The sequence below is a fragment of the Halobaculum sp. MBLA0143 genome, assembly GCF_041361465.1.
GTDB lineage: Archaea > Halobacteriota > Halobacteria > Halobacteriales > Haloferacaceae > JAHENP01.
The window spans coordinates 855,501-878,713 of sequence record NZ_JBGKAC010000001.1 but is presented as its reverse complement, the minus strand read 5'-3'; the positions used below and the strand labels follow the sequence as shown (position 1 = coordinate 878,713).

The window sequence follows — 23,213 nt, the reverse complement described above, 5'->3', positions numbered from 1 at the left end:
CTGTCGTTCTCTCGTGTCGACTGACGAATCCGCGTCGACTGACGAATCCGTGTCGAACGAACTGGTGTCCCGTCTGATCGGGCTCTCGTCGCTCGTCGGCTTCCCGGTCGCGTTCGGGGCCGTCGGACTGACTGCGTTGGAGAGCCTCCCGTACGGGTCGATCGCGGGCGTCCTCTCGGGAGTCGGCTCGTACCTGTTCGTGCCGTGGTTCGTCGGGCTGGCCGGCGAGGCAGACGACGAGGGGGCGTCGTTCGGGGAGTTGGTCGACGCCTCCGAGGAGTCACCGGGACCGAGGCTGTTCGGACTCGGACTGGACCTGGGTGGGGTGGTGATGTTCGCGGTCGGGTTCGTCACCGACACGCCGGACCTGCTCGTCGGCACCGCGAGCGGGCTGCTCGTCGCCGTCGGCGTCTACCTCGTCGGCTCCGTCGCTGTCGGCCGGGTCACCGCCGACGCAGTCTGAGTCGAGAACAGACGAGAGAGTCCGAGTCGAAAGCAGACGGGGGAGTCCGAGAACAGACGAGAGAGTCCGAGTCGGGAACGGACGCGAGGCTCAGACCCGGTCCCAGGGGTCGACGAGTTCGATCGTCTGGTCGCGGTCCGGGCCGACGCCGACGGCGTACACCTCCGTGTCCAACTCCGACTCCAGGTACTCCAGGTACGTCCGAGCGGCGGCGGGGAGCGCGTCGTACCCCTCGTCGGCGACGGCGTCCCAGTCCACGTCCGGCCACGGCTCGAACGACCGGGTGACGGGGGAGCACTCCTCCCAGGCCTCCGTGCGGGTCGGTGGGGTGTGGATCGTCTCTCCGTCGAGCTCGTAGGCGTGGCCGACGGCGAGCTCGTCCAGGTCGGCGAGCACGTCCAGGTGGTTGACCGCGATTCCGGTGAGGCCGTTGGCGCGGGCGGCGTGCCGGAGCACCGGCAGGTCCAGCCAACCGACCCGGCGCGGGCGACCGGTGACGGTGCCGAACTCCCCGCCACGCTCGCGAATCTCCGTCGCGAGGGCCTCCGCCTCGTCGTCACCGTCGAGCTCCGTCGGCATCGGGCCGGAGCCGACACGCGAGAGGTACGCCTTCACGACGCCGATCACCTCGCCGTCGCCGACGACGGTCGGACCGAGCCCGGTGCCGACGGTGGCGCCGCCGGCCGTCGGGTTCGAAGAGGTGACGAACGGGTAGTTGCCGTGGTCGACGTCGATACAGGTGCCCTGTGCACCCTCGAACACGACGTTGTCGCCGTCGGCCAGTCGGTCGGCGAGGTAGTCGCCGCAGTTCACGGTCATCCCCTCCTCGCCGAGCCGACGGCCGTAGTCGGCGTACTCCTCGTGGAGCGCCTCCAGGTCGCACTCCTCGCCGGCGTCGGCGTCGTACACGTCCTCGATCAGCGCGCGCTTCTGTGGGACGACGTGTTCCAGCTTCTCGCGGAGCACGTCCGGCGCCAGGAGGTCACCGACCCGGACCCCCCGGCGGGCGGCCTTGTCCTCGTACGAGGGGCCGATCCCGCGACCGGTGGTGCCGATCTCCTCGCCGGAGTCGGCCTTGGCCTCTTCCTCGATGCCGTCGAGCCGACGGTGGTACGGGAAGATGACGTGTGCACGGCGGGCGACGCGCACGTCCGGCTCCAGCCCGCGCTCGCGGAGGTCGTCGAGCTCGGAGAACAGTGTCTGCGGGTTGACGACACAGCCGTTGCCGAGCACGCCAGTCGTCCCGCGGACGGCACCGGAGGGGACCAACGACAGCGCGTACTCCTCACCGTCCTCGACGACGGTGTGGCCGGCGTTGTCTCCTCCTTGGTACCGGACGACGACGTCGGCGGCCCCGCCGTAGCGGTCGACGAGGGCTCCCTTGCCCTCGTCGCCCAGTTGGGTGCCGACGATGGTGACAGTCATACCGCACGCAACTTCCGAAGGCCGGGGCAAAGCGATTTCGGTCCGCCGGCCGGGCGCCGAGACGAGGGGTCGCGGCAACGGGTCCGTCTTCCCCGAACATTCAAATCCCGAGATGAACAAGCCCGATGCGAATCAGCCTCGTCGGGAGCCGCCGAGACACGTCACCCGACCGCGTCCGGGTGTCGTCACTCTCGCACCACCGTCCGATCTCGGCGGTCGGCCCGAGGGAGAACCTTTAAATCTGGTAGGGACAAGTTAACAAGTGCCATGATAGATCGACTGGAGAAGGAGGTCGACATGCTGGAACGGCACCTGAAGGTGTTGCGGATGGTGATCGAGAACGAGCCGATCGGGATCGTGAAGATGTCGAACGAGACGGGCTACCCTCACCACAAGGTCCGGTACTCGCTGCGGGTGTTGGAGGAGGAGAACCTGATCGAGCCGTCGAGCCAGGGGGCGATCACGACGGAGCGGACCGCCGAGTTCGTCGACGACCTGGACGGCAAGCTCGACGAGATCACGGAGAAGATCGGCGGCATGCGGATCGAAGACGCACCGGAACTGGAGAACTGACGCGGCTGTCGACCTCCACCCTACGCTGCTCTACACGGGGACGCTCGCGGCCTCCACACCCCTCGGCGCCCCCGGCGAGAGTCGCCGGGCCGTCGTGGGAGAGGATTTTTGCGCCCCGGTCGTGAACGTCCGCCGAGTCAGATGTCCTCTCAGAGTGAGTCGTGCCGTCTGCCGGGTGAGCCGGCGTGAGCCTCCGCGTCAACCTGTTCGACGCCGCGGCCGGCCGCCCGATCGACGGTGACGACGTCCGCCGGAACGACGCCGCGAGAGCCCGTCGTGACTTCGAGACGGGGGTACTCGCCGCCTACCGGGCGGACGCCGACGGGGGGGAGATCCGGTGTCTCCTCGCGGCGACGGTCGACGGGGAGCGTCGACCGGTCGTCGCGCAGGGGCGCTGGAGTGGCGACGGCTACGCCGGCGTACCGGAGCCGCCCTGGAGCAACTTCGAGCGGTTCGTCGACTCCGGGCTGGAGACCAACGGCTGGCGGGTCGCCGACGACAGTCTCACCCGGACCGTGTTCCGGAAGCTGGACAACCGGGCGCTGGACCCGGTCGCGGCCGGGCAGTCGTCGCTCGGAGGGGCTGTCGGCGACCGGCCGGCGCTCGTGACGACCCCGTCGACCCCCGACGCGGTGGCAGTGTTCAACCACCTCGTCCGGACGGCCGACGGTCGGCCGTCGTCCGTCGTCGTGACGGAGTCGGACGCGGGTGCTTTCGACCCGCCGTCGGGCGTGGACGTGGTGGTGACGAGCGACCCCGACGCCTCGGAGCCGGTCGTGGAGCCGCTGCCGGGCGCCGGAACGTCCGGGACTCCGTCCGACGGCACCGACCCGTCGGCGACGGACCCGACCCGCGGCGCACCCGGTGGCGTCGGCCGGAGTCGGGACGACGCCTCGACGGCTCCGACCGGCGAGCCGGCGACGGGGGACGACGAGTTCGACCTGGAGGCGCTGTCGGGGGGGGACCCGTTCGACGGGCTGACAGACGACACGGAACGCGGGGGGTCGACCGACCCCGCCCGCGGCGACGCGGACGCCGGGTCGCCGGACCCGGGCTCTCCCCGGAGCCCACACGCGCCCGACGACGTGCCGCGTGGAGCCCCCGACCGCACCCGCCGCGACGAGCCGGACCCGGCGAGCGACGTGCTCGGAGGCGGGCCCGACCACACCCCCCGCGAGGGGTCGGAGCCGGGCGACGAGCGCCGTTCGGCCGACGCCACGCCGGAAGAGCGTTCGGGGTCGACGGCGCCGACGGACGCCCACACGGGGTCCGGTGACACGGGGGGAGTGGACGCCGACCCGGAGCCGGCTGGGGGCGGCCGTGGTCCTGCGGACACCGACCCAGAACCGGCTGGGGGCGGCCGTGGTTCCGCGGACACCGACCCGGGACCGATCGGTAGTGGCCCGGACCCCACGAGCGCCGGTCGTGGTCCGCCGGACGGCGACCTCGGGGGTGACAGTGCAGACGCTGACGGGCCGGCGCGCCGGGCGGTCTCGACGGAGTCGACCGGGCGCGGCGGGCCGAAGCTCGGGCTCGCGCCGGCCGCGAGCTACGAGCTCCGGCTGTACGAGACGGCGACCGGAGAGCTGGCGCTGTCGACAGAGCGAGACGAGCCGGGCGTCGACGAACGGGCCGTCCGGGCGGCAGACCACGGGGTCGCGTTGGCCGTCGACCCGGCGCGTGGTCGCGCTCGGGGGACGGTGACGGCCGTCCGGAACGGACCGGAGACGTTTCTCGCCGACTTCGAGGCGTCGGGGGCCGCGCCCGACGAACTCGTGGAGACGTTCGTGGAGACGGTGCGGGCGACCGTCGACGAACTGGGCTGGCGGCCGGCGGAGGGGACGACCGGCCCGTCGCTCGTGTTCGAGCACGCGACGGACGCGACGCCGTTCGAGCCGGACGTGCCCGGCGAGTTCGCGGCCCTGCTGGAGTCCGGTACGGCGGACTTCGGGGTCCCGACACACTCGAAGGCGGTGGAGCTGTTCCGGTGGGTGCGCGAGACGGTGCCGCGGGCCGGGGTGGTCGTCGCCGACGCCGGCCGCACTCGGGAGACGGAGTGGGCGGACGTGGTGATCCAGCCTGACGACACCGCAGACGGGGTGGAACTGGTCGGCGAGGCCGCAGAGCGTGTCGACCGCCAGGCACTGGGTGACCGGACTCGGCAGGCGACGGACGCGTTCGTCACCGTCGTGGAGGCGGTGGCCGAGGAGGTGCGCGAGACCGGCGCGGACGACACCCACCTGGAGGCGTTCCTGGCGGAGCTGTTGACCCAGCGGCTGCCGGAGGACCACCGGTTCACGATCACTGCGCCGGCGACGACCGCACGTCGACGCGCCGCGGCCGTCGGCTGGGCCACCGTCGCCGGCGCGGTCGCCGCGGCGGCGACGCTGACGCTCGCGGCGCTGTCGGGCGCGCTGGACGGGCTCGGCGCCGGTGCGCCGTTGCTCGGCGTCGGCGGGCTGCCGGCCGTCCCGGTCGGACTCCAGGCCGTGGTCTGTCTCGCGGCAGTCGCCGTCGCGGCCGCCCGACCCGCCGGGCGACACCCGGCGCTCGTCGGCTGGCTGGCGGCGTTCCGGGCGTGGTGGCGCTACCCACCCGTCTCCGAGGCGGCGGTGTTCCCGGGCTCTGGCGGGACGCTGTTGGACACGCCCGGCAGTGGCGGCACGGTTCCGGACCGACTCGCCGCCGTCCGCCGGTCGTACGAGGCGTCGTCGGACGCCCCCGGGTCGTCGTACGCCGCCTTCGTCGACGCCGAGCTGCTGGACGCGCCGGCGTTGGAGCCGTTCTCCGTCGCGGACTTGGGCGAGACCCGCCGCCGTCGGCTCGTGGCCGTCGGCGGTAGCGCCGTCGTCGGCGGGGTCGGCGGGGTCGTCCTCGGGGGTGCGGTCGTCGCCGCCGTCGGCGCCGCCGGCGCCACGCCCGGCGCCGCCGCCGGGCTGACCGCCTGGATCGCCGTCCTGGCCGCTGCCGTCGCCGTCGCGTTCGCCGTCGCCCGACGCCAGGGGTACGGGCTGGGCGACCTGCCCTGACTGCCTGGAACGGCCGAGGGGACGAACCGCAGGAGACCCGGACGGCGGCCCGTCCCACAACGTACTTGGACGCGACAGTCGAAGCTGCGGCCATGACCGAGTTCGACGAAGCGGCGTTGGAGAGCCACCGCGAGGCCGGCGAAGTGCTCACCACGGTGATGGGGGAGACGCGGGAGATGATCGAGCCGGGCGTCACCCACCTGGAGGTCGCGGAGTACGCGGAAGACCGGGTGCGAGAGCTGGGCGACGGGCTGGCGTTCCCGGTGAACGTGAGCGTCGACGCGGAAGCGAGCCACGCGACACCGGCACGCGAAGACGAGACGGAGTTCGACGACGAGATGGTGTGTCTGGACATCGGCGTCCACGTCGACGGCTACATCGCGGACGCGGCGGTGACGGTGGATCTCTCGGAGACGCCGGAGCTGGTCGAGGCCGCCGAGGAGGCGCTGGCCGCCGCAGTCGAGGCCGCCGGCCCGGGGGTGCCAGTCGGCGAGATCGGGGCCGAGATCGAGGACGTGATCGAGGCGTACGACTACACCCCGGTGTACAATCTCTCGGGCCACGGCGTCCAACGGTTCGACGCCCACACGGGGCCGAACGTGCCGAACCGCGGGGTCGACCGCTCCGTCGAGCTAGAGCCCGGCCAGGCGGTCGCCATCGAGCCGTTCGCCACAGACGGCCGCGGCAAGGTGGGTGAGGGGTCGAAAGAGGAGATTTTCGAACTCGTGGAGGATCGGTCCGTCCGGAACCGGTCGGCCCGCCAGGCGTTAGAACAGATCCGAGAGTTCGACGGACTGCCGTTCGCGGCGCGGGCGCTCGACACCTCGCGGGCGGAGATGGCGCTGCGCCGACTGACCCAACAGGGGATCGTGAAGGGGTACCCGGTGTTGACGGAGGAGCCGGGGCGGCTCGTCAGCCAGGCGGAACACACCATCCTCGTCCGGGAGGACGGGATCGAGGTGACGACCCGCGGGCTATTCGAGTGAGTGGGCCGTCGGCTGGTTCGGCGGCGGGCCGTGGAGGGCGGGCGGCGCGGAGGCGACTCAGGCGTTGTTCATGCGGGTGACGGACTCCGTGCCACACTCTGTACACGTCGACACGCGATACGGTTCACGGGAGAACTGGGCGTTCTCGGCTGCCTCGCTCTCCGTCCGGATCTCCACCCGGACGCGGTGGGAAGTCTCGCGGCCGCACTCCCGACACCGCTCGCGCACGCTGTCCGTCCCAGCGGGCTGTGTGGCCATGCGTAACACGTCGTCGTTGTCCTATTTAAAACCGTACCCCGAGTATAACTGCACTGGTACGTTCGACCGCCGGAACGGCCGGGAACGCAGCGAGTCGGCGGGCACGAGCGGAAGGGGGAAGACGCCCGAGGTGGACGGAGACACATGGAACAGGTGTTCGCGCCCTGGCGGATCGAGTGGATTCGGCGGGAGGACCACGAGGACGCGGTGGACGGCTGTCCGTTCTGCGTCCTGCCGGCCCGCGACGACGACCGGGCGAGTCGGATCGTGGCCCGGTCACCCCACTCGTTCGTGATCTGCAACAACGCCCCGTACAACCCTGGCCACGTCATGGTGATCCCGGACGCCCACGAAGGAGACTACGCCGCGCTCTCGCCGGCGGTCGTCGCGGACCACGCCCGGCTGAAGCAGGCGACGTTCGACGCCGTCCGCGCGGCGTTGGACCCGAACGGGCTCAACGCCGGACTCAACCACGGCGGCGACGCCGCCGGCGGCTCTATCGACGACCACGTCCACACCCACGTCGTCCCGCGGTACACCGGCGACACCAACTTCATGCCGGTGATCTCGGACACGACGGTGATCGTGGAGGCGATCGACGAGACGTACGACCTCCTCCGGGAGGCGTTCGCGGAGTTGCCGTGTGGCCAGCGGCCGGACGACGAGGACGCGGCCGTCGAGGTGTCGTTCGAGTGAGTCCGTCCGTCCCGCCGGCGCGTCCGCGCGTGACGCTCACCGTCTCGCTGGGGCTCGTTGCCGTCTCGCTCGGGCTACAGGCGCTGGGGACGGCGTTGTTCACGCTGCCGGCGGTGGTGGCCGGACTCGGGAGCTTCACGGTCGCAGCCGGCTGGGTGGAGATCACGAGCGACGACGGCCCCTCGGAGGGGTGGCGTGCGCTCGGGATCTGGCTGTTGTTGGCCGTCGGCGTCGTCGCCGTCCTCGGGCAAGTTTCGTTGTACGTGTGACTTCCCGGGCGTCAGTCGAAGAACGCGCGGACGCTGTTTTCGGGAGACAGCCGTCGCGGCGAACTACAGCCGAGTCGTGATACTGATCGTCTTGTTCTCCGCGTCGTAGTTGACGACTGGGATGTACTTCGACGATACTACCTGCTGTTTTACTTCTTCCACCGCCGACGGCTCATCGGATACTCTTTCAGTCTCCTCTCCGTCGGACTTGCGGTACACCCACTCGCCGTCACCGGTCTTGCTGTCATCGTGGGTCTGACTCATACCCTGTTATCGCTCCCGGCGTTTTAAAAAGCTGGCGAAGCAGAATACATACTGAAACTGTCGGAATATCTTCTACTGGAGGACAAACAGAGGAATTAGAGGATTCGCACGGCATCGGTGAGCGATCACACTACAGTAGCAAGCCGGCTGGCGTATCGCTCAGCGACGGTCCGTTGAACCTCGTCACTCTCGAAGCTCGTCTCTCGAAGCGGTGCTGGTGCATCGACGTTCAGTACTGCAATCGGCTCCCCTGCTTCGGAGTTCCGTATCGGCACACTGAGGACGCTGTTCACCGCCCGAGTGTCCCGGTCCTGCCCGTGTGTCGTCTCTTGGCCAGGCCATCGATCCTCAGCCGGGACTCGTCCAGCGACACGGACCTCCCCAGCTACGAACGCACGACCACAGTTGCCCTCTGCCGGTTGGTCGACCCCCCACGGGGTCGTTGTTTCATCTTGTTCCCCGCAGTCGTGTTCACGAATGTCACTGTCGATACCGCCTCCTGCACAGTGCGCAATCTGGAGATATTGTTCGTGCGTGTAATCAAACCCACCGCCCTCGTACGACAACTCCCGTTTACTCTGCGGGAGCATCACGTTGACGCGGATGTCGTGTGTTGGGTCGTACTTCTGTTTGTAATCGCCAATCATCAGTTCGAGATGACGAGTCAGAAACTCATCGTGCTGGAGTTCTTTGACGTTCTCTCGTTGTCGGTAGACGGTCAGGTACTTAGCCAGAGTGGCGACTACTGTCGCCCCGACGAATCCCAAGAGCTTCTATAAAGTTGCGAGGTCTGACAGGAAGAGTGCGATCCCGGATGGGATCAGAACGAGCAGAACTTCCGCCACGAACTGTGCTCGCGGGCTGATGTTCCATCCACGCGACATCTGACAATAATTGAGATCACGAATTCATAAGTGTATCGTTTCACGTGACACGTACACACGACAGTCGGTTCCGGGGGGACAACGGCGCGAACGAGACTGCTTCTACCGTCGTTAGTCGTCCGTCGGCGCCCGCGCCCGGTCGGCGCGACCGCCGTCTTCCGTCTCCACGCTCCAGGCGGTGCCGGCGACGAGCGCGGCCGCCACGAGCGCGAACACGAGGTTGAGCAGTTCCACCGTCTCGGCGTAGTAGACGAGATCACGCCCCAGCAGCATCGCGCCGGCGTGGGCGACGGCCGCGAGCCCCGCCGCGGCGCGGAGCCGACCGCGCCCCAGCGCCCCCAGCCACCGCACGGCGGCGACGAGCGCCCCCAGCGTCGTCAGCGCGGCGAGGTAGAAGCCCGCCTGTGCCCACGGCCCGAACTGGACGAACGGGAGCGCGCGCGACAACAGCAGCGACACGCCGACGCCGACGACGGCCGTCCGAGTGGCCAGCCGGACGCGGGCGCGTCGGTCGGGCACTCGCGTCTCGGCGCTCGTCAGCGCCGCGTACGTCAGTCCGAGGAAGATCGTCGTCCCGGTGAGGAAGTGCGCCGCGTGGACGGGCGCGGAGTAGCCGCCGGGGACCGCCCCCTCCAGCGTCACCGTCACCGCGCCGAACACCGCCTGCAACGGGGTGAGGACGGCTGCCGTCAGCGTCGCCGCCGTCGTCACCCGGGGGAGATCCGCCCGCCACGCCCAGACCGCGGCGCCGAAGATCACGAACCCGGTGATCATCGCCCAGAGTCTGTGGAACCACTCCACGAAGGAGGGGATCGTCTGCGGGAGGACGCCGCCGTCACACAACGGCCACTGCTGGGCGCACGCCAGCCCGGAGCCGGAGGCGGCGGTGTAGATCCCGAGCGCGATCAGGAGTCCAGCCATCCCGGTCGCCGCCGCGACGTACCGCCTGAAGGTGAGCCACTCTGGCCAGTCCATCTCGGGTCGAACCCAGTGTCTCGTGAATTTATACCTGTCTGACTCCCCCGACGACCGGGAACGGGTGGGTCGACACACCGGAGACGAGCGAGTCGGTCCCGCCGGGACCGCACGGCTGAAATCCGTCGGCACGCACGCTCCGGTGTGACAGTCGAGTTCGACACGGACGAACGCGAGCGGCGACTGGAGGCGTTGCTCGCGGCCGAGGACGCAGACGAGGTCTGGCTGGGTCGGCCGGACAGCTTCGCGTGGGCAACCGGCGGGGCCGACAGCCGCGTCTCCCGCGCGGCAGGGGTCGGCGAGGCGGCGGTCGGCTACCACGGGGACGGGGACTGGACCGTCCTGACGAACGAGATCGAGAGCGAACGACTGGCGGTCGAGCAACTGCCGGCGGCGCTGTCGATGTCCGTCGTCGCGGACCCGTGGTACGAGACGGATCTGGCGGGCGCCGTCGCCGCCCGGGCGACCGACGACGCGCTCGCGGACTTCCCGGTCGCCGGCACGACGGAGATCGACCCGACGCGGCTCCGACTCCGCCTGTCGGCGGCGGACCGCGAGCGCTACCGCCGGCTCGGCGGCGAGGTCGCGGCCGGAGTCGAACGGGTGTGTCGACAGCTCCAGCCGGAGGACACGGAACGCGAGGTCGCAAGCGCGCTCCAGGTGGGGTTGTCCGGCCGCGGGATCGACACGCCGGTCGTCCTCGTCGGCGGCAGCGAGCGCGCGCCGGCGTACCGACACCCGACGCCGACGACCGAGCAGTTGGGGTCGTACGCGCTCGTCGCCGTCACGGCGCGCCGCGGGGGGCTGTCCGTCAGTCTCACCCGGACGGTCGCGTTCGATCCGCCAACTTGGCTCTGTGATCGCCACAGCGCCGCCCAGCAGGTGGAGACGGCGGCGCTGGCGGCGACGCGCCGGGTCGCGACCCACCGCGAGTCGGCGACGGCGGAGACGGAGCCGGGCCGCGCCGGCACGGTGTTCGACGCGATCGAGTCGGCGTACGCCGACGCCGGCCACCGGGGGGAGTGGCGTGAACACCACCAGGGCGGCGCGACGGGCTACGCCGGCCGAGAGTGGATCGCGACGCCCGACAGCGACGCCCCCGTCGTCTCCCCGGCGGCGTACGCCTGGAACCCGACGGTCGAGGGCGCGAAGAGCGAGGACACTGCCATCGTCGACGGAGAGACGGTGGAGCCGGTGACGACGACCGGCGACTGGCCGACGACGACCGTGACTGTCGACGGCCTGTCGCTGGAACGGCCGGACGTGTTGTCGGTGTAGCCGTCACGGGAGGCGCGTGCTCGTCTGTGTCGTCGCCGACGGAACCGCCGAGTCGGTCGCCGACGGAGTCGTCGCGCCGCCGTGGCGTGTTTCTGGCTGCGTAATGAACGACAACCCCTTTTATTGGGGACGGCGTCCGTGTGTGTATGTCGTGGTACGCGGTCGACGCCGTCGACGACGCCATCGGCGCCACGCGAACGTTCCTCGGGGGGGCCTCGCTGTGGCGGTGGGCGCGGTTGGCGGCGATCACGCTGCTCCTCGGGACCGGCGGCGTCGGGGGGCAGTTCTCGAACCTCTCGAACGTTCCGGGGCTGTCCCCCGGCGAGAGGCCGTCACCGACCCTGCCGTCGACCGACCCCGGCCTCGTCGAGTTCGGCGGGCCGGACGTCTGGCTCCTGGTCGCGGTCGTCGTGATTCTGATCGGGGTGTGGCTCCTCTTCGACGTCGTCGGCGCCGTGATGGAGTTCGTGTTCCTCGCGGCGCTGTCGACGGACGAGGTTCGGATCCGCGCGCCGTTCCGGCGACACACCGGCGACGGGCTGCGGTTGTTCGGCTTCCGGCTCGCCGTGACGCTGCCGGTCGCCACCCCCGTGCTCGTCGGCGTAGCCGCCGTGCTCGGCGGGGTGGTGTCGCCCGCGGCCGTCGGCGCCGTCGGGGTCGTCGCCGTCGTCGCCGTCGTCGCCGGTCTCGCCTTCGTCTCCGGACTCGTCCGGTCGCTGACGAACCAGTTCGTCGTCCCCGTGATGTTCGACGAGGGCCGGGGCGTCGTCGACGCCTGGCGACGGCTCTGGCCCCTACTGCGTGGAGAGGGGTGGCAGACGGTCGTCTACGTCGTCGTCCACCTCCTGGTCGGGATCGGCGTCGGGATCGTCCGGACGTTCCTGTTGGTGGTCGGGGCGATTCCGGCGACGATCCTCGCAGCCGCCGTCGGGCTGGTCGTCGGGGCGCTCGGCGGTGGACTCGCCGGGCCGTTGGGCGTCGGGCTCGGCTTCGTCGCCGGCGGCGTCACCTGGCTGTTGGCGATGCTCGTCGTCCTGCTCCCGATCAACGCCGTGTCGAAGACGTACACCCGGGCGTTCGAACTCCGGTCGCTGGCCGGGTTCGACGACGACCTCGCGGTCCTGTCCCCGTCGCTCGTCCCGCCGACGACCCGTTCCGGTCCCCCGCCGGGGTCCACGCGTTCGCGTGACGACACGGAGTACGTCGACGTGGACGACCTCGACGAGCGGGAGAGCGGCGACGACACAGAGTACGGCGACGACACAGAGTACGGCGACGACACTGACGACGATCGCTGGGCGTGAGCCCCCTCGGGGTCTGGTCCCGTCTGGCACAACGGCAGTACGCAAGTAGGTACGCTTTTTGTCACGCCGCCGGAGAGACCCAGCATGGGACTCGAAGACGACGCCCGGGAGTACCACCGCGAGGAGCCACCCGGGAAACTGGAGATCTCGACGACGAAGCCGACGAACACACAACGAGACCTCTCGCTTGCGTACTCGCCGGGCGTCGCCGCTCCGTGTCGTGACATCGACACGGACTCGGAGCGCGCCTACGAGTACACCGCGAAGGGGAACTTGGTCGGTGTCGTCTCTAACGGCTCTGCGGTTCTCGGGCTCGGCGACATCGGCGCCCAGGCGTCGAAGCCGGTGATGGAGGGGAAAGGCGTCCTGTTCAAGCGGTTCGCCGACATCGACGTGTTCGACGTGGAGCTCGACGAGACGGACGTGGACGACTTCGTCCGGTCCGTCTCCGCGATGGAGCCGACGTTCGGCGGCATCAACTTGGAGGACATCAAGGCGCCGGAGTGTTTCGAGATCGAACAACGGCTCCGCGAGGAGATGGACGTGCCCGTGTTCCACGACGACCAACACGGCACGGCGATCATCTCCGGGGCAGCGCTGATCAACGCCGCCGACATCGCCGACAAGGAGATCGAAGACCTGGAGATCGTCTTCTCGGGCGCCGGCGCCTCCGCCATCGCCACCGCGCGCTTCTACCTCTCGCTGGGCGCTCGCCGGGAGAACATCACGATGTGTGACTCCTCCGGGATCATCACGGACGCCCGCGCGGCCGACGGCGACGTGAACGAGTTCAAACGCGAGTTCGCCCGCGACGTGCCCGAAGGCGGGCTCGCGGACGCGATGGCCGGCGCCGACGTGTTCGTCGGGCTGTCCGTCGGCGGCATCGTCGACGAGGAGATGGTCCGGTCGATGGCCGACGACCCGATCATCTTCGCCATGGCGAACCCGGACCCGGAGATCGGCTACGAGACCGCCAAGGCCGCCCGCGACGACACCGTCGTCATGGCGACCGGACGGTCGGACTACCCCAACCAGGTGAACAACGTCTTGGGGTTCCCGTTCATCTTCCGCGGGGCGCTCGACGCGCGGGCGACGGACATCAACGAGGAGATGAAACGCGCCGCCGCCGAGGCGCTGGCGGAGCTCACCCGCAAGGACGTGCCCGACGAAGTGGTGAAGGCGTACGGCGACCAGCCGCTCCAGTTCGGGCCGGACTACGTCATCCCGAAGCCGTTGGACCCGCGGGTCCTGTTCGAGATCGCCCCCGCAGTCGCGGAGGCCGCGATGGACTCCGGGTGTGCCCGCCGCGAGATCGACCCCGAGGCGTACGCCGAGCGGCTGGAGGCCCGGCTGGGCAAGAGCCGCGAGATGATGCGGGTCGTCCTCAACAAGGCCAAGTCCGATCCCAAGTGCGTCGCGCTCGCCGAGGGTACCGACGAGAAGATGATCCGCGCCGCCTACCAGCTGTCCGAACAGGAGATCGCCGACCCCGTCCTCCTGGGTGACGCCGACACGATCCGCTCGGAGACGGCTCGGCTCGGCTTGGACTACGACCCCCAGATCGTCGACCCCGGCGCCGACGAGGCCGCCGAACAGTACGCAGACCGGTTGTTCGAGATGCGTCGCCGCGACGGGATCACCCGGACGGAGGCCGGCGAACTCGTCCGGCGTGACACCAACTACTTCGGCTCCGTCATGGTGGAACAGGACGACGCCGACGCGCTCCTCACCGGGCTCACCCACAACTACCCGTCCGCGCTCCGGCCGCCGCTCCAAGTGATCGGCGCCACGGAGGACACCGACCACGTCGCCGGCGTCTACATGCTCACCTTCAGCAACCGTGTCGTGTTCTGTGCAGACGCCACGGTCAACCGCGACCCGGACGCCGACACGCTCGCGGAGATCACCCGCCACACCGCCGACCTGGCGCGGCGGTTCAACGTCGAGCCCCGGGCCGCCATGCTGTCGTACTCCAACTTCGGCTCCGTCGACGACGGCTCCCCACAGACCTCTCGGGAGGCCGTCGAACGGCTCCACGCCGACGACGGCGTCGACTTCCCCGTCGACGGGGAGATGCAGGCCGACACTGCCGTCGTCCAGGACATCCTACGTGACACCTACGAGTTCTCCGAGCTGAACGAGCCCGCGAACGTCCTGATCTTCCCCAACCTGGAGTCCGGCAACATCGGCTACAAGCTGCTCCAACGCCTCGGCGGTGCCGAGGCCATCGGCCCCATGCTCGTCGGGATGGACGAACCCGTCCACGTCCTCCAGCGCGGCGACGAGGTGAAAGACATCGTCAACCTGGCCGGAGTGGCCGTAGTAGACGCCCAATAGTACGACCTTTTTGCCGTTCGGGTGAGCGCGCTGCGCGCGCTCACCTCTCACGGGAAAAATGGTCGATGCCGCCAGATCCCGGAGAGATCTGGCTGCCAACCGGATCGCTCCGCGATTCGGTGGCGAAAGAGGCGCTCGCTCGCGTCCTGATTCTGGTGCTGTACCGCACAGCACCGCGGTGTGCCGCTCACCCGAATCGTCGACGCTCGCTCGCGGGCCGAGCGTCGTCCGCTGTGCCGTCACACCGCCTCCGCGGCCGCACCGCGACCGCACCGGACTGATCTGTGGCGGCGCGCGTCACCGGGCGGAACTCCCGCCCGTCTCACCCCCGATCGCGGACGACGCTCTCGCGGGCGACGAGCGCGGCGGCGGCGACCACCAACAACACGATCGCCGCGGCCGTCTGCGGGCCGGCGACGAGCCCGGCGGGCACGGACAGGAAGTAGGTGAGCCCCGTGACGAGCCCGAGCGCGGCCACGAGCACGACCGTCAGACCGACGGTGTGGGCGGCCTCTCCGGCGGCGGTGTCGGCGTCGCGGCCCAGCGCCGCGCCGAGCCCGGCCGACAGCTCGCCGGCGTACCAACAGGCCAGCGCGGCCGCGACGGCGAGGTACACCGTCGGCGCCGGCGCCCCGGACAGCGCGGCCGTCGGCGCCAGCGCCGCCGTCAGTCCGGCGGCGACACCGAACCCGGCGACGTCGTTCTCGAGCGGGCCGAACCGAGCGAACAACGACAGGGCGTGGCCACACAGCCGAACGAGGATCGTGCCGACGCCGACCCCCAACGGGACCGTGACGGCCGTGACGTACGGAGTCTGGACCGGCAACGGCGCGACGACGAGCAGCGTCGCCGCGCCCGCCGGGAGCGCCGACGCGACCGTCCGCACGACGAACGGCCCGTCGTCGCCGCTGGCCGCCAGGACGAACTCCACGAGTCCCCAGACGCCGACGACGGACAGCGCGACGACGACGGTGGCGACCGCGATCCCGGGCAGCAGCGTCCCGAGCACCAGCCCGACGATCCCACCGGGCCAGACGGCCGGCAGACCGAACCCGCTCCACAGGAACAGGAGCTGGACGCCGATCCCGACCCAGTACCCGCGGGGGATCTCTTCGGGAGAGCGCCCCAGTTCCGACAGCAACGCCGGAGGGTCGAACCGGTCTGGCCCCAGCAGCTGCGACAGTGACCGCTCGACGTGTGGGGCCAACAGCGCCAGCCCCAACACCGTCGCCTGGAGGAGGACGGCGAGCCCGAACGGACCGACCCCGCCGCGGGACAGCCAGTCGACGGCGCCGACACCGCCGGCCGCGAGCGCGAGCACGAGCGTGGCCAGCGTCACGGCGACGACGGTCAGCCCCAACAACGGGTTGGACAGCCGGGCCCACAGCCCGTCGTCGATCGCCCAGAGGTCGTCGGCGCGGTCGAAGCCGACGGCCCTCTCCAGCGCGACCGCCGAGACCGCGAACCCGCCGGCGACGACGGTCACCGTCTCCGCGACGCCGCCGACGTACAACAGGACGAACGCGACCGGGCCGGCGAGCGCCGTCATCGCCAGCCCGACCGTCAGGCCGTGGACGACCGCGGCCGCGGTCGCGGCCGCCGCCGTCAGCGTCCGCGCGTCGTCTTCGGGGCGCCCCGCCGCCGCGGCCGCCCGGTCGCGTAGCGGACCGTCGTCGTCCGTCAGCCGCGCGGCCGGCCACAGCAGTACCCCGCCGGCCGCGACGACGGCGGCCGGGGCGCCGACGCCCACGCCGAAGCCGACCGTCACGACCGCGAGCGCCGTTGCGATCAGTGCGACTACACTCCCCGTCCGTGTCGCGCCCGTCTCGGGCTGTCGTGTCGTCGTCATCCCGTGGCCTCCGTGTTCGTGCGTTCGACCGCCGCCGCGAGCCGTTCCGTCCCGTCCCAGTCGACGACCCGTGCGCCGGCGCGGCGGAGCCGTCGCCGGCGTTCGCGTCGTCGCGTCTGCTCCACCTGACCGCCGACAGACTCCGGCGTCGGGTCCGGCGCGATCACCGTCACGGCGTGGCCCCGGGCCAGCCACGTCTCGGCTGCCGCGACCGGTTCGTCGTCCGTCAGCGGCGACACCACGACCACCTCCGCGGCCGACGGGAACCGGTCTGCCAGGTCGTCTGCGAACCAGAAGCCGAACTCCGACAGCGGGAGGTTCGTCGCTTCCTCGTCACGGGTCGCGAGACACTTTCTGATCGCCGTCTCCTGGGCGGTGCCGGCGCCCCGTGGCGGGAGGTACCCTTCGGCCGCCGCGCGGTAGCGCGACGGCGCGGTCTCCAGTCTCCCGTCCTCGGAACGGGGGGAGACGAACCCGCCGGCGGAGTCTTTCAGCGCCAGCCCGACCCGGTCGCCGACGGCCAGGAGCTCCGTCGCCAGTTCGCGCGCGGCCGCCCGACCCCGTTGACCGGCGTCGCGCTCGCCGGGCGCCGCCACCGCTCGGACGCTCGGCCGGTCGTCGACCACGAGGACGACCGTCGCGGCCGCCTCCTCGTGGAACTGGACGGTGCTCAGCTCCCCCGTCGAAGCGTAGCGGTTCCAGTCCACCCGGCTGATCGGGTCGCCCGGACGGTACTCCCGGCTGGAGTGGAAGGCGACGCCGTCACCGGCGTCGTCCGTCTCCACCCGGCCGACGACGCCGGCGGCGTCCGTCACCGACAACGGCTCCGCGGCCGTCCGGGCTTGGAGTCGGTCCGTGCCCGCGACCGTCCGCCGGCGCTGTGCGGTCTCGGCCAACGACCGCACGTCCAACTGTGCCGGCTCGAACGTCGCCTCGCCGCGGGCCGCCCGCACCTCGTACGAGACGGTCGTCGACTCCCCGGGCGCCAGGGTGAGGTGGGCACGGGGAGAGCCGTCGACGACCGCGAGCGCGTCCGGCACGCCGTCGGCCAGCCGCACGTCCGGGAGGTGTCGGTCCGTCTCGTTCTCGACGGTCAGCGTGACCGTGACCGTCTCTCCCGGCGCAGCCGCGTGAGTCGACAGCGTCCGGTCGACCGTCACCGCGTCCTCCGGGGGCGCGACGACGAGCACGCCGAAGGCGACGACCGCCAACGGGATCACCGCCGCGAACAACGTCACCGGGTCGCCGGCGACGACGCCGACACCCGCGAGCGCGACCGCCAGCAGCAACGCCGGCGCGTACCGCGAGCGCTCCGCGAGACTGCTCACTCCTCCACCTCCCGGCGGACGCCGGTCTCGCCGCCGTCCGTCGCCGCCGCAACGGACTCGTCGGCGACCGTCGGCTCGCTGTCGGCCGACTCCGGATCGGTCGACACCGGTTCCTCCGGCTCGACCGACGCCGTCAGTTCGGCCGCTGCCGGTGTCGTCGTCGCCGCCACCGCGTCCGTCGTCGGCTCCGGCACGGCCGGCTCCTCGGCTCCGGGGTCCAGTCGACGGATCGCCCGGGCGGTCGCCCGAACGCGACGCGCCCGTCGTTCGCCGGCGAACCAGTCGCGCAACCGGGTCGTCGGCGAGACGGTCGGCGTCTCCCCGTCCGCGAGGTACGCCGCCGCCCGGGGGTCGTCCGTCCAACTGCCGTCCGCGACCGCCGCCCGAGCGGCCGTCTCGTCCACGTCGCGGACGGTGGTCAGCGTCTCGACGGCCGCGTCCGTCAGGCGCTCGCGGGCCATCCCGTGGCCGGAGTGACCCACCGTCGCCGCGTCGGCGATCCGGTCGTCCCCGTCGGCAGCCACCGTCACCCACGCCCCCAACGGGACGGCGTCGCCGGCAGGCACCCGTTCGGGCGCCGCCGCGCGCAGTTCCTCCGTCCACTCGTCGTCGTCGTCCGTCTCGTCGGAGCCCCACGTCAGGAGGACGACCGTGACGGTCGCCACACCGATCACACCCAACGCCGGGCGGGCGCCGGCCGACAGGGTCCGGACGACCGCCGCCGGCAACAGCCCGGCCAGTGACGCCGCCGCGCCCGCGACTGCCGCGACGGCGACGGCGTCGAACACCCGACGACCGCTCGGCAACACGGTCGACAGTCGACCGCCTTCGTCGCCGTCGTCGCTGTCGCCGCCCCACCACCGGGCAGCCCGACCGGCTGCGCGGCCGAGCGTCCGGCCGGCAGCCCGCGCGAACCGTCCGCGGAGGCTCACGACGACCCACCTCCGTCGGTGTCGTCGTCCGCGCGGGTGTCCGAGTCGTCGTCCGCGCCGCGTCGGAGTCGGTCGAACGCCGCGAGCGCGGCCGTTCGGTCCGTCTCGCCGACGTCGTCGGCGTACCGAACTCGCCGGAACGCCGCGGTGAGCGTCTCGACCGCGTCGGCCGGCAGCCCGGCCGCGACGGCCGTCCGGGCGAGTTCACCGGGGGTCCGCGTCTCTACGCGGCCGGCGACGCCGGGCACCTGCGCTGGGAACCTGGCCCACGCCTCTCGGACGGTCTGTGGGCCGGTCGGGCCGTCGTCGGTCGGCTCCGGGGTCGGGTCGGTCGCGGCGGTCGCCGAGCCGGACGCGGCACCGGCGGTCGTCTCCGTGCCGCGGTCCGGCGTCGACAACGACAGCCCGCCGGTTGGCAGCGACAGCGACGGCAGCGACAGCGAGGCGACGCCGGTCGCCAGCCCGCCGGCGGCGGCCCCGATGCCTCGGGCGAACGCCGCCAGCCCGCCCAGACCGACGCCTCCGACGCCGGAGCCGAGCCGGGCGACCGTCCCGCTCAGCGAGGCGACCACGCCGCCCGAACCCAACAGGACCGCGACGGTCGCCCGCGGCACCGCCGCCAGGAACAACCGGACCCGGGGGAGTCGGCCGTCCGGGAGGGTCTCGGCCGCGGCGACCGTGCCGGCCGCCGAGAGGCCGACAGCGGCCAGGAGCGCGACGAGCAGCAGTCCACCGCCCCAGAGGATCACGGCGCCGAGGTTCAGATCCGGGCCGTCGAACCCGCCGCTCGGCGGATCGCTGTCGTCGTCTGTCGGCTCCGGCGTCGGTGTCGGCGTCGCCGTCGGGGTCGGCGTCGCCTGCTGTGCCGGCGTCGACGTCGTCGCGTCCGCGTCGTCCAACGCGGAGAGACCAGTGCCTGTGGAGTCGTCGTCGGCGACGCCCGCCCGGTCGGCTCCGGGGTAGCTCCCGAACCCTCCGGCGGGGAACAACGACGCCGTGAGGACGAGGAGGAGGGCGAGCACGCCGACTGTCGCGGCGCGTGCGGGGTCGTGTCCCATGCTATCTCGTTCGTGGGAGGGGGGAAGTATATGTTTTTCCGGACACGAGGTGGGGGTAGGATGGTCTCCCGCACTTCGACAGACACTCGCGGCGGTGCTCGGACGCTCCGGGTCGCCGCCACGCTCGCGGCGGCGCTGTCGGCGACGGTCGGCGTCGCCGCCGGGCTCGCCGGCCTGCTGGCGCCGTGGCTGGCGGCCGTGCTCCCGTCCGGCGCCGTCGGTGTCGCACTGCTGACCGGCCTGTTGACCGTCGGGCTCGTCGCCGTCCAGCTCCGGTACGTTCGCCGGGGCCTCCTCTCGGAGGTGGACGCGACGGTCGTCTCGCGCGACGACTACCCCGAACTACACGCCCGGCTCACCCGACTCGCCGGCACCGCGGACGCCCCGGTGCCCGACCTCGCGGTCGTCGACAGCGCCGTCCCCAACAGCTGTTCCGTCGCCGGCTCTGCCGCCGGCACGGTCGTCGTCTCGGCCGGGCTCCTGTCCGAGTTGGACGACGAGGAACTGGACGCCGTGCTCGCACACGAACTGGCGCACCTCCGCAACCGCGACGCGGTCGTCCTGACGCTCGCGTCGTTCCTCCCAGCGGTCGTCGCCGGCGACTACAGCCCCGTGTCGGACCTCGGACTCGACGACCGCCCGGCGGGCGCCCAGTGGCTGTTGGGCGGCGCCGTCGTCGCCGCCGGTTACTTCCTGGCGGCGCCGTCGTTGCCGGCGCCGGCGTGGACCGCCAGTTCGTTCGTCGCCTACGCGGGCGCCTTGGTGGGCGTGGTCGTCCTCGGTGGGATCGCGCTGGGCGTCGCCGCGACCGCGACGTTGTTCCTCGCCCGGGAACTGTCGCGGGAACGCGAGTTCGCCGCCGACCGCGCGGCCGCGGAGCTGACCGGCTCGCCGGCGGCCGTCGCCGGCGCACTCCAACGGCTGGCGGACGCCGGGCCGACAGCGACGGACGCGCGCCGGGCCCGAGCGGCTCACGTCGCCGAGCTGTCGCTGCTCCCGTTCGGCTTCGAGCGCGACTCGTCGTCGCCGGAGACGAGCCTGTTCGACTCCTTCAGCCTGGACACCCGGGCGCACCCGCCCGTCGAGCGACGGGTCGAAGCCCTGACCGACACCGCCGCCGCCCGCGCCCGGGCGACGCCGGCCGACGACTGACGCCGTCGAGGCTCGCCGGCGACGACGCCGTGTTCCCCCGGCGACAGGTCGGCCGTGACACTCCCGCCGACTCGGGCGTCGCCTCCGGGGCGACGACGAACAGTCCGCCACGGGCGAGTGGCCAGGTCCGAGGCGGCGGCTAGGTCTCCGGAGGTGCTCGTGCCGCAGAAGAGGCTCGTGCCGCCGTGGGGTCGGTCGCCGTCGTCGGCGGTCCACCCGGCCCGCCACGGCCGACGGGTACGACCAGGACCACCAGCGTCGGCGGTCGCTGCAGTCGCGTCACGAACGACAGCCGGGCGGCAGGGTCGAACTGCTCGCCGAGAGACCCGTCGTGTCGAGGCGTCACGCGGGAGATTCGGGGTGTTCGACCGGGAGTCGCGCCCGCGGGCGACAGAGACAACGCTTTTTGGAGCCGCCGGCCAACCGGGAGTATGGCAGACGACAACGACGAGACGGCCGACGCCGCGCCGGAGACGGACGCCGGCGACGGGGACGGAGACGGTGAAGAGAAGTCGTTCCGAGAGCGCGTCGAGGAGATCCGCGAGCGACGCGAGCAACAACGCGAGGAGGGCGAGGGTCCGCCGTCCCCCGACGAGATGATGGGCGGCGGCGGCGGGATGGGTCCCGGCGGTGGCGGCGGCGGCGGCAACCCCTTCGCCCAGATGATGGGCGGGATGATGGGCGGCGGTGGCGGCGGCGGCGGAATGGGTGGCATGGGCGGCATGGGCGGCGAGATGGGCCCCGGCGGCCAACAGGCCGACGACGACGGCACCGACAGCGAGGAGCTCGTCCGCGAGGTGCGCCAACTGCGCGACGAGGTTCGCGACGCCACCCGCCAGCTCCAACGCATCGCTCAGGCGCTGGAAGACGACTGAACCGACCCCGGTCGACCCAGGAGTATTAGACCCTCGCCCGCACACGGGGGGACGTGGCAGTCGACGAGACGGAGCCGACGGTCGCCGTCGTCGGCGGAGGGCTCCACGGCGTCTGTGCCGCCGCACACCTCCGTGCGGCCGGGCTGTCGGTCGACGACGTGTGTGTCCTCGACCCACATCCGGAGCTGCTGGCATGCTTCACCGAGCGCACCCGCCGGTGTGGCACGCGGACGCTCCGGTCGTCGGTCGCCCACCACGTCGGCGCCGACTGCTCGTTGGTCGAGTTCGCCGACGACCGCGACCGGGCCGTCGAGCTCGTGTCGACGACCGACTACCCGCGACGGCCGACGCTGGAGCTGTTCTTGGACCACGCGCGCCACGTCGTCGCCCGCCAGAGGCTCGACGACTGTCACGTCCAGACGACCGTCACGGGCGTCGCCCGCGAGGGTGACGGGTACAGGCTGTCGACCCGTGCGGGGCCGGTCGTCGCCGACCGAGTCGTGCTCGCGGTCGGCGTGGACGCCGGGCTCACCTACCCGGACTGGGCCCGCGAACTGCCGGCGACGGCCCCGGTGACACACGTCTGGGCGGACGACGCGGCGCCGTCGCGGCTGGTCGACCGGCCCGGGCGGGTGGCCGTCGTCGGCGGCGGGGCGACGGCCGGGCAGTTCGCCTGTCGGCTGGCGACGGAGGTGGAGACGGAGACGACGTTGTTGTGTCGGCGGCCGCTGCGGGTGCAGCAGGCGGAGGCGCCGGCCGTCTGGACGGAGTGGGATCACCTCGCGGAGACGCTCCACACCCTGCCGCCGGGGAGTCCCGACCGCCACCGACTCGTCAGGTCGGCCCGCGCCGACGGCACCGTGCCGCCGTATCTGAAGGTGCGGCTGACGAAGGCGCGCGACCGCGACCGGCTGGCCGCCCACGTCCGCGAGGTGACGGCCGCGGGGCCGACGACCGACGGCGTCCGACTCCGGCTGTCGGACGGGGCGACCGTCGTCGCCGGGACGGTCGTGCTGGCAACCGGGCTGGAGGCCGTGTCGGCACACCCGATCGTGGCACGGGTCGCCGAGGAGTTGGGGCTGGCACGCGACGACGAGGGCTACCCCGTCGCGTGTGACCGGACGCTCGCCTGGCGGCGCCGCGACGGGAGTCGGTCGGGGGTGTTCCCGGTCGGGGCCGCGGCGGTGACGACCGTCGGGCCGTTGGCGCCGAACCTCGCGGGCGCCCGGCTGGCGGCCGACCGACTCGTGCCGCAGTTGGCGCCGGCGGAGGCGTGAG

Annotated in this window: 21 protein-coding genes; 12 read left to right on the top strand and 9 right to left on the bottom strand. The window is 71.8% G+C overall.

Annotation, left to right across the window (positions count from 1 at the left end):
- Positions 1-13 precede the first annotated feature (13 nt).
- Positions 14-463, top strand: a complete 450-nt coding sequence (locus RYH79_RS04585) for a hypothetical protein (protein ID WP_370896690.1) — start codon at positions 14-16, stop codon at positions 461-463.
- A gap of 90 nt (positions 464-553) precedes the next feature.
- Here the strand turns inward: RYH79_RS04585 and RYH79_RS04580 are convergent, their stop codons facing one another.
- On the bottom strand, positions 554-1,888 hold the full coding sequence (locus tag RYH79_RS04580; protein WP_370896689.1) for an adenylosuccinate synthase: 1,335 nt from the start codon (positions 1,886-1,888) through the stop codon (positions 554-556).
- 267 nt (positions 1,889-2,155) lie between these two features.
- Here RYH79_RS04580 and RYH79_RS04575 point away from each other — a divergent pair, with 267 nt between their 5' ends.
- The 3 genes from RYH79_RS04575 (at position 2,156) to map (ending at position 6,476) form a co-directional block, all read left to right on the top strand.
- Positions 2,156-2,461: a hypothetical protein gene (locus RYH79_RS04575; RefSeq protein WP_370896688.1), complete on the top strand. Its 306-nt coding sequence runs from the start codon at positions 2,156-2,158 to the stop codon at positions 2,459-2,461.
- Positions 2,462-2,646: 185 nt separating this feature from the next.
- Positions 2,647-5,490, top strand: a complete 2,844-nt coding sequence (locus RYH79_RS04570) for a hypothetical protein (RefSeq protein WP_370896687.1) — start codon at positions 2,647-2,649, stop codon at positions 5,488-5,490.
- Positions 5,491-5,582: 92 nt separating this feature from the next.
- A complete protein-coding gene (map, locus tag RYH79_RS04565) occupies positions 5,583-6,476 on the top strand; it encodes a type II methionyl aminopeptidase (protein ID WP_370896686.1) in 894 nt (297 codons plus the stop codon).
- A gap of 57 nt (positions 6,477-6,533) precedes the next feature.
- Here map and RYH79_RS04560 read toward each other — a convergent pair whose 3' ends face one another.
- Positions 6,534-6,734: a DUF7835 family putative zinc beta-ribbon protein gene (locus RYH79_RS04560; RefSeq protein WP_370896685.1), complete on the bottom strand. Its 201-nt coding sequence runs from the start codon at positions 6,732-6,734 to the stop codon at positions 6,534-6,536.
- A gap of 144 nt (positions 6,735-6,878) precedes the next feature.
- Between RYH79_RS04560 and RYH79_RS04555 the strand changes: the two genes are divergently transcribed.
- Together RYH79_RS04555 and RYH79_RS04550 are read left to right on the top strand one after the other, a co-directional pair.
- On the top strand, positions 6,879-7,430 hold the full coding sequence (locus RYH79_RS04555; RefSeq protein ID WP_370896684.1) for an HIT family protein: 552 nt from the start codon (positions 6,879-6,881) through the stop codon (positions 7,428-7,430).
- Positions 7,427-7,699 carry a hypothetical protein gene (locus tag RYH79_RS04550; RefSeq protein WP_370896683.1) on the top strand — a complete coding sequence of 91 codons (273 nt, stop codon included), beginning with the start codon at positions 7,427-7,429 and terminating at the stop codon, positions 7,697-7,699. Before RYH79_RS04555 ends, RYH79_RS04550 begins: the two co-directional genes overlap by 4 nt.
- Before the next feature lie 63 nt (positions 7,700-7,762).
- Here RYH79_RS04550 and RYH79_RS04545 read toward each other — a convergent pair whose 3' ends face one another.
- The 3 genes from RYH79_RS04545 to RYH79_RS04535 form a co-directional block, all read right to left on the bottom strand.
- Positions 7,763-7,963 carry a hypothetical protein gene (locus RYH79_RS04545; protein WP_370896682.1) on the bottom strand — a complete coding sequence of 67 codons (201 nt, stop codon included), beginning with the start codon at positions 7,961-7,963 and terminating at the stop codon, positions 7,763-7,765.
- A 125-nt stretch (positions 7,964-8,088) separates the two neighbouring features.
- The gene (locus RYH79_RS04540) at positions 8,089-8,730 is read right to left on the bottom strand and encodes a hypothetical protein (protein ID WP_370896681.1); all 642 of its coding nucleotides are present in this window, start codon (positions 8,728-8,730) and stop codon (positions 8,089-8,091) included.
- Positions 8,731-8,958: 228 nt separating this feature from the next.
- Entirely contained in the window at positions 8,959-9,822 is an 864-nt protein-coding gene (locus RYH79_RS04535) for a COX15/CtaA family protein (RefSeq protein WP_370896678.1), read from the bottom strand.
- Between the two features lie 144 nt (positions 9,823-9,966).
- Between RYH79_RS04535 and RYH79_RS04530 the strand changes: the two genes are divergently transcribed.
- The 3 genes from RYH79_RS04530 to RYH79_RS04520 all read left to right on the top strand — a co-directional run bounded on the left by RYH79_RS04530 (position 9,967) and on the right by RYH79_RS04520 (position 14,741).
- The gene (locus RYH79_RS04530) at positions 9,967-11,100 is read left to right on the top strand and encodes a M24 family metallopeptidase (RefSeq protein WP_370896676.1); all 1,134 of its coding nucleotides are present in this window, start codon (positions 9,967-9,969) and stop codon (positions 11,098-11,100) included.
- 146 nt (positions 11,101-11,246) lie between these two features.
- A complete protein-coding gene (locus tag RYH79_RS04525; RefSeq protein ID WP_370896674.1) occupies positions 11,247-12,404 on the top strand; it encodes a DUF7544 domain-containing protein in 1,158 nt (385 codons plus the stop codon).
- 84 nt (positions 12,405-12,488) lie between these two features.
- On the top strand, positions 12,489-14,741 hold the full coding sequence (locus RYH79_RS04520) for an NADP-dependent malic enzyme (protein ID WP_370896672.1): 2,253 nt from the start codon (positions 12,489-12,491) through the stop codon (positions 14,739-14,741).
- A gap of 322 nt (positions 14,742-15,063) precedes the next feature.
- Here RYH79_RS04520 and RYH79_RS04515 read toward each other — a convergent pair whose 3' ends face one another.
- Genes RYH79_RS04515 through RYH79_RS04500 form a run of 4 tightly spaced genes read right to left on the bottom strand, consistent with a single transcriptional unit; the run spans position 15,064 to position 19,908 of the window.
- Positions 15,064-16,590 carry a hypothetical protein gene (locus RYH79_RS04515; RefSeq protein ID WP_370896670.1) on the bottom strand — a complete coding sequence of 509 codons (1,527 nt, stop codon included), beginning with the start codon at positions 16,588-16,590 and terminating at the stop codon, positions 15,064-15,066.
- Positions 16,587-17,918 carry a DUF58 domain-containing protein gene (locus RYH79_RS04510; RefSeq protein ID WP_370896668.1) on the bottom strand — a complete coding sequence of 444 codons (1,332 nt, stop codon included), beginning with the start codon at positions 17,916-17,918 and terminating at the stop codon, positions 16,587-16,589. Before RYH79_RS04510 ends, RYH79_RS04515 begins: the two co-directional genes overlap by 4 nt.
- Entirely contained in the window at positions 17,915-18,850 is a 936-nt protein-coding gene (locus RYH79_RS04505) for a DUF7269 family protein (protein ID WP_370896666.1), read from the bottom strand. The genes RYH79_RS04510 and RYH79_RS04505 overlap by 4 nt, the downstream gene beginning before the upstream one ends.
- Entirely contained in the window at positions 18,847-19,908 is a 1,062-nt protein-coding gene (locus tag RYH79_RS04500) for a DUF4129 domain-containing protein (protein WP_370896664.1), read from the bottom strand. Before RYH79_RS04500 ends, RYH79_RS04505 begins: the two co-directional genes overlap by 4 nt.
- Positions 19,909-19,968: 60 nt before the next feature.
- Here RYH79_RS04500 and RYH79_RS04495 point away from each other — a divergent pair, with 60 nt between their 5' ends.
- The 3 genes from RYH79_RS04495 (at position 19,969) to RYH79_RS04485 (ending at position 23,212) form a co-directional block, all read left to right on the top strand.
- Positions 19,969-21,060, top strand: a complete 1,092-nt coding sequence (locus RYH79_RS04495) for a M48 family metallopeptidase (protein ID WP_370896662.1) — start codon at positions 19,969-19,971, stop codon at positions 21,058-21,060.
- Between the two features lie 431 nt (positions 21,061-21,491).
- Complete coding sequence (locus RYH79_RS04490) at positions 21,492-21,935, top strand: hypothetical protein (protein WP_370896660.1); 444 nt, start codon at positions 21,492-21,494, stop codon at positions 21,933-21,935.
- Positions 21,936-21,988: 53 nt separating this feature from the next.
- Positions 21,989-23,212 (top strand): FAD/NAD(P)-binding protein, encoded by a 1,224-nt coding sequence (locus RYH79_RS04485; RefSeq protein ID WP_370896658.1) that lies wholly within the window; start codon positions 21,989-21,991, stop codon positions 23,210-23,212.
- The last annotated feature ends 1 nt before the right edge of the window (position 23,213 follow it).

Coding starts and splice junctions, on each gene's coding strand:
- RYH79_RS04525 (WP_370896674.1), top strand. CDS start 11,247: ATGTCGTGGTACGCGGTCGACGCCGTCGACGACGCCATCGGCGCCACG.
- RYH79_RS04545 (WP_370896682.1), bottom strand. CDS start 7,963: ATGAGTCAGACCCACGATGACAGCAAGACCGGTGACGGCGAGTGGGTG.
- RYH79_RS04495 (WP_370896662.1), top strand. CDS start 19,969: ATGGTCTCCCGCACTTCGACAGACACTCGCGGCGGTGCTCGGACGCTC.
- RYH79_RS04490 (WP_370896660.1), top strand. CDS start 21,492: ATGGCAGACGACAACGACGAGACGGCCGACGCCGCGCCGGAGACGGAC.
- RYH79_RS04500 (WP_370896664.1), bottom strand. CDS start 19,908: ATGGGACACGACCCCGCACGCGCCGCGACAGTCGGCGTGCTCGCCCTC.
- RYH79_RS04560 (WP_370896685.1), bottom strand. CDS start 6,734: ATGGCCACACAGCCCGCTGGGACGGACAGCGTGCGCGAGCGGTGTCGG.
- RYH79_RS04580 (WP_370896689.1), bottom strand. CDS start 1,888: ATGACTGTCACCATCGTCGGCACCCAACTGGGCGACGAGGGCAAGGGA.
- RYH79_RS04520 (WP_370896672.1), top strand. CDS start 12,489: ATGGGACTCGAAGACGACGCCCGGGAGTACCACCGCGAGGAGCCACCC.
- RYH79_RS04515 (WP_370896670.1), bottom strand. CDS start 16,590: ATGACGACGACACGACAGCCCGAGACGGGCGCGACACGGACGGGGAGT.
- RYH79_RS04555 (WP_370896684.1), top strand. CDS start 6,879: ATGGAACAGGTGTTCGCGCCCTGGCGGATCGAGTGGATTCGGCGGGAG.
- map (WP_370896686.1), top strand. CDS start 5,583: ATGACCGAGTTCGACGAAGCGGCGTTGGAGAGCCACCGCGAGGCCGGC.
- RYH79_RS04575 (WP_370896688.1), top strand. CDS start 2,156: ATGATAGATCGACTGGAGAAGGAGGTCGACATGCTGGAACGGCACCTG.
- RYH79_RS04535 (WP_370896678.1), bottom strand. CDS start 9,822: ATGGACTGGCCAGAGTGGCTCACCTTCAGGCGGTACGTCGCGGCGGCG.